The organism is Spirosoma migulaei (assembly GCF_054776855.1).
The window spans coordinates 364981-383151 of the sequence record NZ_BAAHBG010000005.1; the positions used below are offsets into that span (position 1 = coordinate 364981).

The 18171-nt window shown below is 46.1% G+C and carries 16 protein-coding genes; 9 read left to right on the top strand and 7 right to left on the bottom strand.

Annotated features, from left to right (window positions below; translation table 11 throughout):
* Positions 1-188: 188 nt before the first annotated feature.
* The 5 genes from tsf to ACYVGO_RS07130 form a co-directional block, all read right to left on the bottom strand.
* Complete coding sequence (gene tsf, locus ACYVGO_RS07110) at positions 189-1022, bottom strand: translation elongation factor Ts (RefSeq protein ID WP_142775928.1); 834 nt, start codon at positions 1020-1022, stop codon at positions 189-191.
* A gap of 185 nt (positions 1023-1207) precedes the next feature.
* Positions 1208-2041 (bottom strand): 30S ribosomal protein S2, encoded by an 834-nt coding sequence (gene rpsB, locus ACYVGO_RS07115; RefSeq protein WP_142775927.1) that lies wholly within the window; start codon positions 2039-2041, stop codon positions 1208-1210.
* Positions 2042-2203: 162 nt separating this feature from the next.
* Positions 2204-2590 carry a 30S ribosomal protein S9 gene (rpsI, locus tag ACYVGO_RS07120; protein WP_093825819.1) on the bottom strand — a complete coding sequence of 129 codons (387 nt, stop codon included), beginning with the start codon at positions 2588-2590 and terminating at the stop codon, positions 2204-2206.
* A gap of 6 nt (positions 2591-2596) precedes the next feature.
* Positions 2597-3040, bottom strand: a complete 444-nt coding sequence (rplM, locus tag ACYVGO_RS07125) for a 50S ribosomal protein L13 (protein ID WP_142775926.1) — start codon at positions 3038-3040, stop codon at positions 2597-2599.
* 390 nt (positions 3041-3430) lie between these two features.
* A complete protein-coding gene (locus ACYVGO_RS07130; RefSeq protein ID WP_460968598.1) occupies positions 3431-6466 on the bottom strand; it encodes a DUF5689 domain-containing protein in 3036 nt (1011 codons plus the stop codon).
* Positions 6467-7057: 591 nt separating this feature from the next.
* On the opposite strand from ACYVGO_RS07130, the gene ACYVGO_RS07135 reads away from it, so the two are divergent.
* Positions 7058-7483, top strand: a complete 426-nt coding sequence (locus ACYVGO_RS07135) for a lasso peptide biosynthesis B2 protein (RefSeq protein ID WP_142775924.1) — start codon at positions 7058-7060, stop codon at positions 7481-7483.
* An 18-nt stretch (positions 7484-7501) separates the two neighbouring features.
* Positions 7502-8617, top strand: coding sequence for a mechanosensitive ion channel family protein (locus tag ACYVGO_RS07140; RefSeq protein WP_142775923.1), 1116 nt, complete (start codon positions 7502-7504; stop codon positions 8615-8617).
* 85 nt (positions 8618-8702) lie between these two features.
* Here the strand turns inward: ACYVGO_RS07140 and glpK are convergent, their stop codons facing one another.
* Entirely contained in the window at positions 8703-10205 is a 1503-nt protein-coding gene (gene glpK / locus ACYVGO_RS07145) for a glycerol kinase GlpK (protein WP_142775922.1), read from the bottom strand.
* A 77-nt stretch (positions 10206-10282) separates the two neighbouring features.
* On the opposite strand from glpK, the gene ACYVGO_RS07150 reads away from it, so the two are divergent.
* Entirely contained in the window at positions 10283-11644 is a 1362-nt protein-coding gene (locus tag ACYVGO_RS07150) for a D-arabinono-1,4-lactone oxidase (protein ID WP_460968601.1), read from the top strand.
* Between the two features lie 87 nt (positions 11645-11731).
* On the opposite strand, the gene ACYVGO_RS07155 is transcribed toward ACYVGO_RS07150, so the two are convergent.
* Entirely contained in the window at positions 11732-12457 is a 726-nt protein-coding gene (locus tag ACYVGO_RS07155) for an MIP/aquaporin family protein (RefSeq protein ID WP_460968603.1), read from the bottom strand.
* A gap of 205 nt (positions 12458-12662) precedes the next feature.
* On the opposite strand from ACYVGO_RS07155, the gene ACYVGO_RS07160 reads away from it, so the two are divergent.
* The 6 genes from ACYVGO_RS07160 (at position 12663) to nuoK (ending at position 18072) form a co-directional block, all read left to right on the top strand.
* On the top strand, positions 12663-13634 hold the full coding sequence (locus tag ACYVGO_RS07160; RefSeq protein WP_460968605.1) for a zinc-dependent alcohol dehydrogenase family protein: 972 nt from the start codon (positions 12663-12665) through the stop codon (positions 13632-13634).
* 179 nt (positions 13635-13813) lie between these two features.
* A complete protein-coding gene (locus ACYVGO_RS07165) occupies positions 13814-14524 on the top strand; it encodes a MotA/TolQ/ExbB proton channel family protein (protein ID WP_142775918.1) in 711 nt (236 codons plus the stop codon).
* A 92-nt stretch (positions 14525-14616) separates the two neighbouring features.
* Entirely contained in the window at positions 14617-15009 is a 393-nt protein-coding gene (locus ACYVGO_RS07170) for an ExbD/TolR family protein (RefSeq protein ID WP_142775917.1), read from the top strand.
* A 131-nt stretch (positions 15010-15140) separates the two neighbouring features.
* A complete protein-coding gene (locus ACYVGO_RS07175; RefSeq protein ID WP_460968607.1) occupies positions 15141-16721 on the top strand; it encodes an FAD-dependent oxidoreductase in 1581 nt (526 codons plus the stop codon).
* Between the two features lie 56 nt (positions 16722-16777).
* Positions 16778-17599 carry a 3'-5' exonuclease gene (locus tag ACYVGO_RS07180; RefSeq protein WP_142775915.1) on the top strand — a complete coding sequence of 274 codons (822 nt, stop codon included), beginning with the start codon at positions 16778-16780 and terminating at the stop codon, positions 17597-17599.
* A gap of 128 nt (positions 17600-17727) precedes the next feature.
* Entirely contained in the window at positions 17728-18072 is a 345-nt protein-coding gene (gene nuoK / locus ACYVGO_RS07185; RefSeq protein WP_046577146.1) for an NADH-quinone oxidoreductase subunit NuoK, read from the top strand.
* The last annotated feature ends 99 nt before the right edge of the window (positions 18073-18171 follow it).

Consider the following 18171-nt stretch of genomic DNA (forward strand, 5'->3'; position numbering starts at 1 on the left):
AATAAATAACTCAACTATTCATTTAAACTAAATTCTGCAAGGCTTACACAATTAGTAATATATTACCTCTATATGTGTGATTATCAGTTAATTAATTTACGTATATTTTTTATCGTTGCTTGAAATAAAAATACCCGACTGAGTAGCCGGGCATTTTTTATGATCAATGATCAGTGTGTTGAAATCGACTAGCCGATTGCTACCCGCTTGAAGACCGATACTGTTAGTCCTTTGCTGGTTTTTTCTAGTAATTGCGCAATGGTTACCGAATTGTCTTTTACGAACTCCTGATTGAGCAATGTGTTTTCTTTATAGAACTTGTTAAGTTTACCCATTGCAATTCGTTCGAGCATGGCTTCAGGTTTGCCTTCCTGACGGGCTTGCTCTTTACCAATTTCAATTTCACGTTCTACAATAGTAGCGTCAACGCCATCTTTGTCTAACGCAACAGGTTTCATCGCGGCAATCTGCATGGCAATGTCTTTACCAACTTCAGTAACATCGTTACCGTTAGTGTTGGTAAGACCAACTAATACGCCAAGTTTACCATTCGAGTGAATATAAGAAACAACTTTATCAGCCGATACGGTTTCGTAGGATGCCACGTCGACTTTTTCCCCGATTTTCCCCATCAGATCAGTAATATGATCTTGTAGTGAGCGACCATCTGCCTGAGGAATAGCTAACAATGCTGTTTTGTCGGCAGCATCGGTTGAAACGGCATTACTCATAATAGCCATTGCCAGATTCTGAAAATCGGCTACTTTTGACACAGGCTCTGTTTCGCAGGCTAGCGCAATTACTTTACCTGTTTTGCCATCTGGGCTAACGTGTGCTAACACAATACCTTCGGCCGTTGCGTTATCAGCCCGTTTGTCGGCTATTTTCTGTCCCTGTTTGCGCAGGATTTCCTTTGCTTTTTCAAAATCGCCATCGGCTTCGGTAAGGGCTTTTTTGCAGTCCATCATACCGGCTCCGGTCTCTTGCCGAAGCTTATTTACATCAGCAGCAGTAATTGCCATAATAAAAGGTGGTTGTTAATTTAAATTGCCAAAAATTAGTTGGTAATTAGATTATTGTATACGGAAATGGAATAGCCCATAGCGGCTGCTACGGGCTATCGTTTAGTTTATAGTTTGCAGTTCCAGGATTACAATTGAAGCTTGGTAAACCTATAAGCCTCGAACTGCAAACTATAAACTATATATTATGCTTCCTGCTCATCTTCAGCAACAGCGGCTGGTGCAGCTTCTGCTTCAGGCTGTGTAGCGCCTTCGGCACGAGCCTGAGCAAGGTCTTCAGTGCGTTTAGCTTCTTCCTCTTCCTGAACACGCTGATCGTCTTTATCCTGCTTACGCTCCATTAGGCCTTCTTCAATGGCTTTACCAATGGCAAGCGTAATCAGCGCAATCGACTTATAAGCGTCATCGTTAGCCGGGATTGCGAAGTCCACATCTTCTGGGTTTGAGTTCGTATCACACATGGCAAATACGGGAATCCCCAGACGGTGTGCTTCGGCAACAGCAATGTGTTCGCGCTTTACGTCAACCACAAACAGAGCCGCTGGCAACCGGGTAAGATCGGCAATACCGCCCAATACACGTTCCAGTTTCTCTTTATCGCGGGTGCGGGTCAAACGCTCACGCTTGGCAATACTCTTGACGGTCTCCTCGTCTTTCAGCATTTTATCCAGCGTTTGCATTTTCTTCAGCGACTTACGGATTGTGGCGAAGTTCGTTAACATACCGCCCTGCCAGCGATCTGTAACGTAAGGCATTTTCAGTCGACGTGCTTCTTCCGAAACAATCTCCTGAGCCTGTTTTTTCGTAGCCACAAACATCACTTTCCGGCCCGAACGTACAATACCTTTTATGGAATTGCAGGCTTCTTCGAGCGCAGCTACTGTTTTATTAAGATCAATAATGTGGATGCCGTTCTTCTCCATGAAGATGTACGGGGCCATCCGGGGATCCCACTTGCGCGTTAAGTGGCCAAAATGCACACCAGCGTCTAAGAGGTCTTTATATTCGATTTGTGCCATTTTCGGAATGAAAAATGATTGTTAGAAAAAATACGCAGCACCGCCCGTCGGCATCATCTAAGGGCAGTCTGGACTTGAAATTGAATGAATAATGGTTAATGTAAAATGTACAATGAGAACACGTTCATTATCCATTCTTCATTGAGCATTACACATTGACTATTAACGTTTCGAGAACTGGAACCGGCGACGGGCTTTCTTACGACCTGGCTTTTTCCGTTCAACCATACGCGAATCCCGTGTTAGGAACCCTTCTTTTTTCAGGGCAGGACGGAACTCAGCGTTTAGCTCAACCAGCGCACGGGCAATAGCCATACGGGTAGCTTCGGCCTGGCCAGCCACACCACCACCACGAACGTTCACTTTTACGTCGTAGCCACCAACACCGTTAACAGTTGCAAACGGCTGGTTCAGAATGATTTGCAGGACTTCGGTAGGGAAATATTGTTTGTAATCTTTTCCGTTTACCGAGATGGCTCCGCTGCCCGCCGACATATAGATGCGGGAGATGGCAGTTTTACGGCGGCCAATGGTATTAATACGATCCATTATGACTTAGAATTTAACTGCTGTTGGTTGCTGAGCCTCGTGCGGGTGTTGACCACCAGCGTAAACGTACAGGTTGGTGTACAACCGACGACCAAGCCGATTTTTCGGTAACATACCTTTTACAGCATGCTCGATGATGCGCTCGGGATGTTTTTCGAGCAACAACCGGGGCGTTGCGAACCGTTGACCGCCGGGATAGCCCGTGTGGCGAACGTAAATTTTGTCGGTCATCTTAGCACCTGTCAGGCGCACCTTATCGGCGTTGATGACAATCACGTTATCTCCGCAGTCAACGTGTGGAGTGAAGTTGGTTTTGTGTTTGCCGCGAATCAGGCGTGCGATATTGCTGGCCAGCCGACCGAGCACTTCGCCCTGAGCGTCAACCACAATCCAATCCTTCTGCACCGTTTCTTTGTTGGCAGAGATGGTTTTGTAACTGAGCGTATTCACTGTTATGGAGACTAATTGTTTGATTTTTAAATGCTTACCTATAATAAATATAGGCCCGTCCTGAAACGGGAGTGCAAATATAGGTGGTATGAGTCTGAAAAACAAGGGTATGCAGAGAATATGACGCAAAACCGTGATTTTCAAAAACCTAACCGGATTACTTTAGCTGACGGACTCCTTTCGCCTAGATTGCGTAGCATGTCATAGCGAGAAGAGAAAGATAGCAGCTATGTGAATTTGAAAACATTTCGGGCTGGGGCTCCCATCTGACAAAACCCATATAGTTGATCCCACTATAGCTGCGTAAGTGTAAAACTAGTTACCCATTAAAGAACTGAACCGACCATCTTCAAGATGATCGGTTCAGTTCTTTAATGGGTAAATGCTTACTTATAAACCGCTAATAATTCGGGAGTAAACATTATTTAATAGGTTGCCATCATACGTTTGCGAGGCATCATCCGATATATTAAGTATAATGTTTGATGCACTGCCTGTATTAGCACTGGTACGAGTCACGCTAAAGCCTAGTACAGATTTTCCATTGGCCGCAATAGATTGTCCGGCCGCAATGGCTAGCGTTAGCTGAATGTCAGATGCATTATTGGTAACACTCCATTTGGTATTATCTACCGCAACAGGATTAGCTGTTCCATCGGTGACATTGATACTGGTGAGCGTATTATCATAACCAATTGTGTAGCCTGCGGGTACTGAGATCGTAATTGTTGTGTTTCCCGTAGAAGAAAACACGCCACCAACTTCGGCTATAGTCGCTACAAAGTTGTTTGTGGCATTCTCGCTAAAGCTAGCTTGAGGTAGATCAATCGTAGGCGTTAAGTCCGTAGCCGCAAACAGGAACCTGGCCGTTACCGGGAAGTGGTCAGATGTAGTAGTACCACCTGTAATTGGCCGAATTGCCTTCACCGAATTCTGTACATACTGTATCCCACTAGCCGGGAAGGCTCCATTCGTGCTAATTTCATTCGAGATCGTTAGGTGGTCTATAATGTCTGGGTAAGAAGCTGTGCTGGAAATATTACAGTTACTGAGCTGCCTGGTAATCACAGTATAATCGGGAGACGTTGACAACGCACTGAAGGAGGTAATATTGGTAGTGCTGGTTGTTGCATCTATATAAATTGACTGATCTACATCGTCATTATAGTCGCCCATAATCAACACGTTATCGGTTGGGTATGTAGTATCAAGGTAGCTTTTGAGCGAGTTGAAGTCGGCTATACGACGGCTGTATGACGAGGCATCTGATCCCGACTTGGCATGGAGACCCACAAGTTTTAGGGGTTTCTTAATCCCGTTGATCGTAACATCGCAGCTCATTAATAAAGGAAACCGATTCGACGCCCAGGCGCTGGCGCTTAACGAAGCAGGGAAATCCAGAATCTGGCTCGCCGATACGTTAGTCACGATAGCTGTGTTATATACAAAGCATACTTTCTGGGCATAAGTGGTAGGGTCGCTAGGTACTTCTGGAATATCGAACCAGTGTGAATAATAAATAGCTGGTGTACGGGATGGATTTGCACCGCATGTGTAGGTATACGATTTTCCTGTATTCGTATTTAACGTTGCAACAATGGCATCCAATTTGGATAGGTCTGTAATTTCTTCAAGACAATAAATATCCTGATTCATTGCCTGCAGTTGTTGTTGAACATTAGCCTGCTGCTGAACTTCGTTGGTAGGGCCGAAACCTGTATTGCCAAGCCATTCTACGTTCCACCAGACAATATCTAAGGTGTTATCCAGGGAGACTGCTGTACCGCCTGTTCCTACCTCTGGGCAGGAGGCTGTATTTGCTGTTGCACCAGGCACATCGGCGGTTGAACGGGGCAGTATCTGACAGACGTTATTGAACTGGCTCACGACACCCGTAATATCTACAGCGCCAGATGGGCGGGTTGCACCTACTAAATCTGTTCCATTCTGGATGCGCAATTGTGTGCCATCGCTTAGAGTGTACGTAGTATTTCCAGAAAGAGTAGTACCGGCAGGTGTTACAATGCTCACACTTGGTAACGTGACCAGCTCTCCTTTGTGGTTGCAAAGGGTAGCAGTTGATACAGTTGTTGATGTAGGTATTTCATTAGCCGCAGAAGTTTTAACGAAACAGCCTGTGAAGTTTTTCAACTCTTTGTCTGTTTGATAGGTAGCTAATTCGCCTGCTACCTGTATTTCGTCGCCAACACTCAGCTCTGGAATCTCGATCGTTGTACCTGTTCCAGTATATAACAAAATACCACCTGTTGCATCCTGAATATAAATGTTTGTCGTCAGAATAGAGGTAACCCGACCTGTCGCTTTAAAGACTACTCCATCCGTAGCAGAACGAATTGTACTAATTGGGTTAGAAATACCGCAAGGACCAGTGGCTCCGGCAGGGTAAACTGTTCCACTTACTGTAACTGACTTTGAACTGGCTACTTCTGTAGTGTTTACGGTAATCGTACCCGAATAAGGACCGGCAGCGAGACCAGCGGCTAAACGGGTATAGATAGGTTGATTTACGGAACCATCACCTGCCGGCGTTAATGAAAGCGGACTTGCTGTAAATCCTGAACTACTGCTTGTCGAAACTTCAAAGTTTGCAGAAGGGGAAACAACTACGGGAGTTGCGGGTGAAAGATTTTTACCTGCAACCGTAAAGGTAGTGCTGGAAGTAGGGGTTTCACCGGCTGTATAGGTCATACCTGGTAGAGATACGGCCGAAACGGCGATTCTTGGATCATTATTTAGTGGAGAGTAGGATAGTGAAAAATCGTCGAGACCTGTAGTAGGTCGGTTACCACTACCCGTACTGGCTGTTAAGGCAACAACCCGTATCCAAACAGCCTGGCCAATATTGTCCAGGGCAAAACCAAATTCGTAGTTTATCGTATTGTTAGAAAAGGTAGAACCGCCAATGGCTTGCGTGGCTGCCGTAGTAAAGCTAGTCGGCGAATCACCTAGTCCATACTGAACAGCCCAGATAGTTGTTCTTGCAGATGAAGGATCAAGCGATTGGAGTTTTAAGGAAAGTTTAAAGTCTTGTAAGCCAGTAGTATTGGCGAGTTTAACACCAAAGGCTGCACCAGGGTCACCTAATGAACCTGTCTGCCTAATAGCTATAGCTCTGTCTGTTGATGCATTTTGCTGTGTGTTAGTTGAACCAGCACCTAAATCTCCTGATGCTACATTTCTGAAGTTACCAGTTGTTGACGTCCATGCTGTTGTAGCAGAAACGTAAGTCGCTGTATTTCCTAGTGTTGTACTAGTCGCACCTGTGTAAATAGACCAGCTAGAGGGAAGGCTTGAGCCGAGGCCATCAAATGTTTCGGTGTACGATGTACCCGTAAGTGATACCTGTGCCAGTAACGTGTTCGTTACCAGAAGAAAAGCCAGAACGAAGAGTAGTTGTTTAAACATAATTAAAACGGGTCAGAGAAAGACAAATTCTAAAGTTTGAAGTGTATTAATGTTTATTTAGCCTATAAATTAAAACTACAATCGTTTATGAAGATGCGTTTTGTATGTTATTTATTTATGTTCATAAGAAAGTTAAATATTTACTTGGAAAAATTAAATTAGTGGTTGACATTATGTATTAATGCAAACAATTATGTTGTTAAAGAAACACATATGCTAATTACATGTATTAGCCACTATTAGCATTTTTTAGTGATTTTACTTGCTGATCAAGATAATCGGCCTTCCTTATTGAAAAAGTATATCTCTTTAATATATTGATTTTTAGTGGATTAATAAAATTTTGTTTGTATTTGTTTTCAAATAATGATAGGATCATACTCGGTTATAACACAGGCAGTTCTGTAGCTGGCGATTTGTGAAGGAAAACCTAATACCAATAAATTCTTACATTTGGTAAGCTATAAACAATAGCTGGTACAGATATCCCACACCTTATTCGAGCGCTTGAAAGACAAGAAGTTTGCTTCTTCTTTATACAGATGAACGTACCTGTGCAAAAGGCCGGTAAACTATAGACCGACTTGATTTATGAAAAATTGGTGGAAACGGTTTAATGAGTTTGCCCGCTTACCCATTGCAGACCAACGGCTGATCACACAAACATTTACAGTTGTGGTCCTAATTCGGATAGGGTTGAAATTTCTTTCATTTCAGCAATTTAGGACGGTATACAGTAAAGTAACTGCGGCAAAGAAATACAACAATACTGTAGACCAGCTAATTGAGCGAAGAGTCTGGGCTATTCAAAAAGTAAGCGGTACCTTATCCGCAGTTTGCTTACCGCAGGCATTGGCACTAACTTATTTTCTGAGAACGGAAAAAGATGTTGAGCTTATTGTAGGCGTTCAGAAAAGCCATACGTTTGAGGCTCACGCCTGGGTTGAAAAGAATGGAACAATCTTGATTGGTCAATCGCCAGATAGTAGCTTTCAACCGATTTGGGTCTGGCAGTAGAATTAGCATAAATTGTCAATGCAGCAACAACTGGATATATGGATACGAGCCGTGGTTCGTTGGTTTGGTTATATTCCCAATCGTGACTTGTCGGGGTGGATATTGCTTATAATAGCCGTAATACTAGGCTTGGCAGTTGATTTCGTCGTGACACAAATCATTCGGTTTATCGTACGTCGTCGGCCATTTCGGACGCTGGCTTTTCTCAAGATCTATGCACGCTGGGCGTTCTGGGTGTTCGTGCCTTCTCTGTTTTTCCTGTTGGCAACCAATATGCAATCAGAACGGTTTCTGCGTCGGCATCCCGTTGCCAACAAAACGGCCGAAATTCTCTTCCTGATTGCTACTACCTGGTTAGTCGTTCAATTGCTTAAAGTCGGCGAGCAAAGGCTTATTCATGAGTACGACACAACAAAAGATGTTAATCTCTCGCAACGAAAATTTGTTACACAGGTTCGTTTTGTGCGTCGATTGACCGCTATTCTTGTTGTTGTTCTAGGGACATCGTTGATGCTGATTTCATTCCAGGGAAGTCGGAAAGTGGGATTAAGCGTGCTGACTTCGGCAGGTGTTGTATCTGTTGTTATTGGATTTGCCGCCCAGAAAACATTAGCGAATCTGCTGGCCGGTATTCAAATAGCCTTTAACCAGCAGATTCGGTTAGATGATGCGGTAGTTGTTGAAAAGGAGTGGGGACGCATCGAAGAAATCAACCTTACGAGTGTAATTGTTCGGCTCTGGGATCGCCGTCGACTTATCCTGCCCATCACGTACTTTGTTGAAACGCCTTTCGAGAACTGGACGCGCTCCGATGCTTCTATCATTGGGTCAATTTTTCTGTACCTGGATTATAACGTGCCTGTTGACAAGGTTCGGGAAAAGGCGCGCAAACTGGCCGAAGCCGATCCTCTCTGGACGGGCGACAGCTTTGCGGTACAAGTGACGGACACAACGCCCACCTGTATTCAGCTACGTATCCTTGTATCGGCCCAGGATGCGCCATCGGCTTTTGATTTACGTTGCCATATGCGCGAACAATTAATTGCGTTTATTCGTGATGAATATCCACTGGGCCTGCCCCAGACACGTTTGGTACTGGCTGAAGAGTTGAAGCCGGAGGAAAAGCATGTATGAAGATGTATGGTATAGGATATATGATGTATCTCAGAGACATATATTGTATATCCTATACCATACCACACGGGCGGCCCCGATCCCTCTACTCTTCCCAGCCAAACGATCGCTCAATGGCTTTTTGCCAACCGCGCATAAGCTTTTTTCGCTGGGTATCGTCCATGTTCGACTCATAGGTGCGGGCAATGCCCCAGTTCTGACGTAGATCGTCTAGGTTCTGCCAATAGCCTACCGCAAGTCCGGCTGCGTAGGCTGCGCCAAGGGCTGTTGTTTCGGTCATGCGCGGGCATACAACGGGTCCATTCAGCACATCGGCCTGAAACTGCATCAGGAGTGAGTTAACAACCATACCGCCATCTACCCGAAGGGATTTTAACGATACGTTTGCATCCTGTTCCATAGCTCGTACTACATCGACGGTCTGATAAGCAGTTGCTTCCAGGACAGCCCTTGCTAAGTGACCCTTGTTCACAAAGCGGGTTAAACCGGCAATGACTCCCCGTGCGTCAGCCTTCCAGTGGGGTGCGTATAGCCCCGAAAAAGCGGGTACAAAATAGGCTCCCCCATTGTCTTCTACGGAGCGGGCGAGCGTTTCGATATCAGTGCTTTTCTTAATAATACCCAAATTGTCGCGAAGCCACTGAACCAGGGCACCTGTAATCGCAACGCTACCTTCAAGTGCATACTGAACAGGTTCGTTTTGAAACTGGTAAGCCACCGTTGTGAGCAAGCCATAGGTTGACTCACGCAGTTCGGTGCCTGTGTTCATGAGCAGGAAGCAGCCCGTACCATAGGTGTTTTTGGCTTGCCCTGCCTCAAAGCAGGTTTGACCCACCAAAGCTGCCTGCTGATCGCCCAAAATACCGGCAATGGGTACGCCAGGTAATACTTCGGAGGTAACCGTTCCATATACTTCGCTGCTTGGCCGAATCTGGGGCAGCATAGCACGGGGAACCGTGAAATCAGTCAGTAAATCATCATCCCAGTTGAGGGTACGGAGGTTCATTAATTGGGTCCGGCTGGCGTTTGTAACATCGGTAAGATGTAAACCACCATGCGGACCACCCGTCAGATTCCAGACCACAAACGTATCCATGTTGCCGAAGAGTGCATCGCCCCGTTCGGCTTCTTCCCGTAGTCCCGGTACGTTATCTAATAGCCACTTAAGTTTCAGACCACTGAAATAAGTAGCCAGTGGCAAACCGGTTTTGTGGCGAAAACGGTCCTGCCCGGCTTGGCCCGCCGAAAATTGGGTGACTAAATCTGCCGTTCGCATATCTTGCCAGACGATGGCATTGTAGTAGGGTTTGCCGGTTTTTCGGTTCCAGACTACGGTTGTTTCGCGTTGGTTAGTAATGCCAACAGCCGCAATGTCCTGCACGGAAAGTTTTCCTTTGATACGAGCTAAGGCAACAACTTCGAGCGTATTGCGCCAGATTTCTTCCGGATCATGCTCGACCCAGCCCGGTTGTGGGTAAATTTGTTTATGTTCTTTCTGGGCCACCGAGACAATCTGCCCCTGTCTGTCGAATACGATGCAGCGAGTACTGGTGGTTCCCTGGTCAATGGCGGCTACGTAGGTAGGCATAAGGTGTTTAGGGATATTCGTTTAAGACCGTAATATTGTCAAATTATCCAATTAGTTTAGCGAAAAACCCTATACCAATGAAAAAAAGAACCTTTCTGAAATTATCCTCCGCATTAATGGCAACCCCTATACTAGCACCACTAACGAATTGGGCAGCAGACGATAAGCTCAAAAACTGGGCGGGTAATTACCAGTATAGTACCGATAAACTATATAAAGCCAAGTCGATTCCGCAGGTTCAGGAACTTGTTAAAAAATACAGTAAACTAAAGGTACTTGGCACGCGCCATTGCTTTAACGGCATTGCCGATAGCACCAATAATCTCATTTCGCTGGGCGAAATGGACGATGTTATCTCGCTGGATACCAAAGCCCATACAGTAACGGTAGATGCCAGTATGAAATATGGCCAATTGGCTCCTTATCTCGATAAAAAAGGCTTCGCTTTACATAATCTGGCTTCATTACCCCATATTTCCATTGCAGGTGCCTGCGCTACGGCAACTCATGGCTCGGGTGTGAAAAATGGTAATCTGTCGACGGCCGTTGCCGCCATGGAAATTGTTACAGCTAAAGGAGAGGTGCGCACCTTGTCACGAGCCAAAGATGGCGAAACGTTTCGGGCGGCTGTTGTTCATTTGGGCGCTCTGGGTGTTGTTACAAAAGTTACGCTCGATATTCAGCCAACGTTTATGATGCGGCAGGATGTCTATGAAAATCTGCCACTAGCGCAACTTCAGCAGCATTTCGAGGCCATTGTATCGAGCGGGTACAGCGTAAGTCTGTTCACCGATTGGCAAAAGAAACGCATCAATGAGGTTTGGATAAAAAGCCGGATCGAAAAAGGAAAGACATTCGATGCCAAGTCCGAACGCGGAACCGCAGAGTTTTACGGTGCCAAACGCGCTACGAAAAACCTGCACCCTATTGCCGAACTCTCAGCAGTGAATTGTACAGAACAAATGGGTGTGCCTGGCCCCTGGTATGAACGTTTACCCCACTTCCGCATGGGCTTCACACCCAGTAGTGGTAAGGAGTTGCAATCCGAATATTTTGTGCCGCGCAAGAATGCCGTTGAGGCTATTCTGGCGGTTGAGAAGCTGAACGCTCACATCAGCCCACATCTGATGATTACCGAACTACGGACTATCGACGCCGACAATTTCTGGATGAGCCCCTGCTATAAACAGCCGAGCCTGGCCATTCACTTTACCTGGAAACAGGATTGGGCTTCGGTTAAAAAGGTGCTGCCGATGATCGAAAAAGAATTGGCTCCATTTAACCCCCGGCCACATTGGGGGAAGTTGTTTACGTTGGCTCCCAAACAATTACAGTCGCGCTACGAAAAATTGCCGGAGTTCAAGCAATTAATGAAAGAATACGATCCGCAGGGGAAATTCCGTAATGCGTTTCTGGACACGAATTTGTTTGGAAGTTAGAAGGAATGAAAAATGGATAGTGTACAATGAATAATGAGAATAGCCTATCACTCATTATTCATTGTACACTATCCATTTTTCATTCGTTTACAACGCAAACCACCGAATCAACACCCCACCTACAACCGCGCCAACTAGTGGCCCCACTACGGGTATCCAGGCGTAACCCCAATCGGATGAACCTTTGCCGGGAATGGGTAGCAGGGCATGGGCCAGACGAGGACTAAAATCGCGGGCAGGGCTCATGGCATAACCCGTCGTACCACCAAGCGAAAGGCCAATACTCCAGACTAAAATACCGACTAAATATGGGCCAACGCCAATCGCTAATTCGCCAAGATTTTTAGACGATATACCCGCCAGCCCCAGTATAAGTACCAATGTAGCCAGCGATTCGCTCAGCAAATTGGCACCTGTATTACGAATGGCTGGACCTGTAGCAAAACAGGCCAGTTTGGAAGCCGGATCGGGGGTAGCGGCCCAGTGAGGGAGGTATTGTAGCCAGACTAAGGTAGCACCCAGAAACGCGCCAATCAGTTGCGCCGTAATGTAGGGTACTATATGGCTATAATCGTTGGTGGCTACGGCGAAGGCCACTGTAACCGCAGGATTCAAATGAGCATCGGTACTACCAAAAGCTTTAGAAACGAATACACCCATCGTAACGGCAAAAGCCCATCCAGCCGTAATAACAATCCATCCCGACGATTCGCCTTTGGTCTGTTTCAAAACCACATTGGCTACAACACCATCGCCCAGCAAAATGAGCACCATTGTACCAATTAATTCACCAAGAAAAGGAGAGGTTTGCATGAGAAATAAATAGTCGTTAGTCGGCAGCCATTGATCAAATCAGCAATTGAAACTATCTACTGACGATTGACTTATGACTGCTGGCTAACGACTGAATTCAAGGTTTAGGAATAGTTTGTGCGAATTAAGTGATATTTTTGGACGCATTCCAAACAGCAGGTCAAGATTTCTCACTTTTACCCGTTTAGCGGTACGCTTATACGTCATGAAAAGCATCATTTTTGAAAAAACTGGCAAACCTTCTGATATTCTCAAATCAACTGATATCCCGTTACCTGAACCCGGTCCCAATGAAGTTCGGGTGAAAGTGATTGCAGCGCCCATTAATCCGTCCGACATCATGTTCGTGCAAAACCTGTACGGTATTCGGCCGCAGTTGCCATCTGGTGCAGGATTCGAGGGCGTAGGGATTGTAGATGCACTGGGCGAAGGCGTTCAGATGAGAACCGGTATACGGGTGAGTTTTACGAGCATCGGCACCTGGTCGGAATATGCAATTGCTCACCAGCGTAGTTTGATTCCCGTGCCTGATGCCATGCCGGACGACATTGCGGCTCAGTTATTTGTGAACCCATTCACAGCTTATGCTATGGTGCAGGATGCAAAAGTGCCGGAAGGTGGTTGGCTGATGCTGACGGCGGCTGGTTCGGCATTTGGGAAAATGGTGATTCAACTCTGTAAAATGCGAGGTATCAATACCATCGGAACGGTTCGTCGTGATGACCTTAATGAGGAATTGAAAGCCCTGGGTTTGACTGAAGTCGTCAATGTGGAAACCGAAAATCTGTCGGCCCGCGTCAAACAAATCACCGCGGGTGCGGGTGTTGCCTGTGTACTGGATTCTGTGGGCGGGGACACCGCCAGCGAAGCGCTGAAATGCCTTAGCAAAGGAGGAACGATGCTTATTTATGGCGTATTGAGCATGCAGGATCCTACCATTAATGCAGGCTTGCTTATATTCAGAGAGTTGACCGTCAGAGGATTTTGGCTGACGGACTGGATGCGACGGGTAGATAGCCATACCCGGCAGGATGTTGCTCAGAATGTGATCAGTTTGCTGGCGTCCGGAGCCATTCAATTGCCTGTTGAAGCATCCTATTCACTCGACCAAATCACTGAAGCCGTCGAACATGCCGATCGTCATGGCCGGTGGGGAAAGATTTTGGTAAAACCCTGATGGTTTCTAAACAGTGCTGTAAATCCTGAGTTTTGATCTAAGTTATGTAGGCATTACCTAACTTTCTCTTTATCATAACCAAGGCTTCGTTATCTTTGAAACAATATCTGGGGAAAGCCACGCGTTTGTTCCAGTAACTACCGCAGGTCTAACCTCACTCACTTACCCGACTCGTTCGTATGCTCTTGCTCCAGGTTCCGGCTGTTGATACTACGGCCGCATCGCTGTCGGCCACTACGGCTGCCCAACCCCAATCGTTGCAACTATTTGATTTGGTAGCCAAAGGCGGCTGGGTTATGATACCCATTGCGTTTTTGTTCTTTGCCGCGCTTTACCTGATTTTTGAGCGGTATTTCGTTATTCGTTCTCAAACCAAGTCCGACGCCAATTTCATCGATAACATCCGTGATATGATCGCGCAGGGCAATATCAAATCGGCCGAATCATTCGCCAAGAACCAGCGGACGTCTATGGGACGCGTGTTCGAAAAAGCTATTGGTCGGATTGGGTCGCCGATTCGGGAAATCGAAAGCACGGTCGAAACCGTTGGCCAAATTGAATTGTCACGCCTGGAACGCAACATGGGCTATTTAGGAATTATTGCTGGTATTGCCCCGATGATGGGATTTATCGGGACTATTTCCGGTATCATCCGTATTTTCTACGATATCTCTCTATCCGATAATATTAGCGTTGGAATCATCGCTGGTGGATTGTACGAGAAAATGATTACGTCGGGTGCCGGTCTTATTGTGGGTGTTATTGCCTATACAGGCTATCACTTATTGAACATGATGATCGAGCGATTTACGCTTTCGCTCGAAGTGAATGCCTTTGAATTTATCGAAGTTCTCCAAAAACCAACTACCGAACCCGCCCGGATGCGGTAGCCGTAAATGATTAATGTACAATGAATAATGAATAATGGATTTGAGCAACAGTACTTTATCCATTATTCATTATTCATTATTCATTGCCTACTATGAAACTCCGTCGAAAACAAAAGTTTGCTGCCGAAGTCGCGACGTCCTCGCTGAACGACATCATGTTTTTCCTGTTGTTGTTCTTCCTGATTATCTCGACGGTTGCCAATCCGAACGTTATTAAGTTGATGTTGCCTAAAGCATCTGCCTCACAACAACTGAGTAAGAAACAGGTAACGCTATCGGTTGACGACAAGAAACAATACTTTATCGATAAAAAGCCAGTTGATCCGGCCAATCTGGAAACGGAACTGAAAACGATTATGGCCGGTATTGCTGAACCGACCGTTGTTGTCCGTTTCGATAAAACTTTAACCGTTCAGGATTTAGTAGATGTACTCCAAACCGGTGCCAAATTGAATATTAAAATGGTGATGGCTACGTCGAAATAGAATCTAGCCTATACTGGTTTTCTTCGATTAATTTGATTTTGACGCCGAAGCATTAGAATGCTTCGGCTTTTTTGTTGATTTAAATCAATTTCATCGGCTTTGTGGTTGTATAATACACAACTCAACCACTCATGATAGCTGACTACACCGAAGCCCCTGTTTGCCATGTCGATGATCTTGTCGATGGCGAATTGAAAGAAGTCCGCGTGGGCGATACCGACGTATTGCTGGCCCGTGCTGATGGTCAATACTATGCGCTATTTCCTAAATGTTCGCATTATCAGGGGCCTTTGGTAAAAGGCTTGCTCAATGGGCATCGGCTCGTTTGTCCCTGGCATAATGCCTGTTTTGACATCCGCAATGGGCATCGACTGGAAGCTCCTGCGCTCAATGGCTTGCCAACGCACGAGGTACGCATTGAAAATGATCAGGTCTTTGTACGCTTGACGACTGAGAAGGAAAGTTTGGAAAATCCACTATCGGCACCTGACGACGCTACTACCGAAAAATACGTTATTGTTGGCAGTGGGGGAGCCGGTGCTTTCGCGGCTGAAGGCATGCGCGAAGGCGGCTTCACGGGTAAAATTGTGATGCTAACCGAAAGCGGTGAAGTCCCCTATGATCGCCCCAACTGTTCCAAAGATTATCTGCAAGGCAAGGCCCCCGATGAATGGATGCCGCTTCGTTCCGATGAGTTTTATCAGGATTATGGTATCGAAGTACGTACGGGTCAGCACGTAACGTCGCTCGATCCAGCTTCAAAGCGAATCGAACTGGCTTCTGGTGAAGCGATTACTTATGATAAAGCACTAATTTGTTCGGGAGGTAAGCCGAATGCGCTGCCAGGTTTAGATCTTAATCTCAACGGAATTTATTCGCTACGAAGTTTGCACGATAGCCAGACCTTGCGGGAACTGGGCAAGCAGGGCAAACGTGTGGTTATTGTTGGAAGCTCATTTATTGGGTTGGAAGGTGCTATGAGTTTACGCAAACTAGGAAGCGAAGTAGATGTAATTGGTCTGGAAAAGACGCCTTTTGAGAAAATTTTGGGCGAAACAATTGGGCGTGTTATACAAGGATGGCATGAGAAAGAGGGCATTCGGTTTCACCTCGGCCGAAAGGTTGATCATGTAGAAGGAGAAAGTACCGTTAGCGCCGTTGTTCTCGACAATGGGGAACGGATTCCTGCCGATTTTGTGCTGATGGGTCTGGGTGTTAAACCGCGCACCGATTTTCTGAAAGGCGTTCCGCTTGAGAAAGATGGCGGTGTTAAAACAGATGCCTACCTAAATGTTATCGATGGATTATACGCAGCTGGCGACATTGCTCATTATCCTGTTACCGATGGTTTTCAGCGGATTGAACACTGGAAAGTAGCTGGCCAGCAGGGCCATACAGCCGGTTTAATAATGGCGGGAAAAGACGAACCGTATCAGGATGTCCCGTTCTTCTGGAGTAATCAGCAGGGTAAGCGCATTAATTATGTGGGTCACGCTACCAAAATTGACGATATCATACATGATGGTGATCCCGAGAAAGACGACTCGTTTTTAGCGCTCTATGTTCAGGATGGGCAGATCAAAGCAGCGGCTGGCCTCAAACGGGATCAGGATATCATTGCCATTCGGGAATTGATGTATGAAGGCCGAATGCCATCGGTCGAAACCGCCCGGAAGGGGGTAAAATGGGTTAAGGAACTGAAAAACGCCTGATTCCGCCGAAACGTGTTTACATTTGTAGCCTGACCGTGAGAAACCCCGGTTTGGTTATGACGCATCAACTTATACTTAGAAAACCGCTCGCGTTTTTCGATCTCGAAACAACGGGTATCAACATTGCCAAGGATCGCATCATTGATATCTGTATCATGAAAGCGCTTCCCGGTGGTGAAGTTGTCAGTAAAACCCAGCGTGTTCATCCGGGTATGCCTATACCATTGGAGTCGAGCCTGATTCATGGCATTTACGACGACGATGTAAAAGACGCACCCCCATTTAAATCGGTTGCCCGAACGCTGGCCCAGTTTCTGGATGGGTGCGATCTGGCAGGTTTCAACTGCAATCGCTTCGATGTCCCGTTGCTTGTCGAAGAATTTCTGCGTGCTAACGTAGACTTCGATATGAAAAATCGGCGGTTGGTGGATTCGCAGCGCATTTTTCATCTGATGGAACCCCGAAATCTTTCGGCGGCTTACCGATTCTATTGCAACAAGGAATTAATTGGTGCTCACGGTGCCGAAGCGGATACAATAGCTACCCTCGAAGTGCTCGATGCGCAGGTACAACGCTACATGGGCATGGTTGCCAAAGCCGATAATGGGCAGGATGTCATCTTCGAAAATGATGTGGATATGCTCCATAGTCTGACGGCAAACACGAATGTTGACCTCGCCGGGCGGATAATTCTCAACGACAAAGGTGAAGAGGTATTCAATTTTGGAAAACACAAAGGTTTTCCTGTGTTGGAGGTACTTAAGAAAGAACCTTCCTTCTACGACTGGATATTGAAAGGCGAATTCCCGCTGGATACCAAACGCCGATTGACCGAAATCAGGCTGCGGATGTTCAGTAATGGCATCGGGAAAAAGTAATAAAGTGAAGTAGGTGGACTAGGTGAAGCGGTTAAAATTTATGCTCAGCACGTATTCCACCTATTTCAATTATACACCAAGCCCGAATAATCTTTACATTTGCGACACTTTCTATTAACCGGCAACTCATGCAACCCACGCAGGACGTCCTCATTCCGGAAGTCATTCAGCAAATACCGCTCACCTATTACCTGATTCTCAGCACTGCGCTGTTTGTTATCGGAATCATTGGTGTATTGACCCGGCGTAATGCCATCATCATCTTCATGTCCATTGAGTTAATGCTCAATGCGGTCAACCTGTTACTCATCGCATTTTCGTCGTATCGATCAGATTCGTCGGGGCAGGTATTCGTCTTTTTCATTATGGCCGTTGCTGCCGCTGAAGTATCAGTCGGGCTGGCTATTATTGTTATGATTTACCGCAATACCCGCTCCATCGATGTGGGCTTGCTTAATAAATTGAAATGGTAAAAGCAGGTTTACAAGTTACGGTTCTCTGTTTACAGTTGCGCAAAGCGATCTTGCTGCCCAGCGAACTGGTTATTTCTGAACGCATTGCGCAACCGTAAA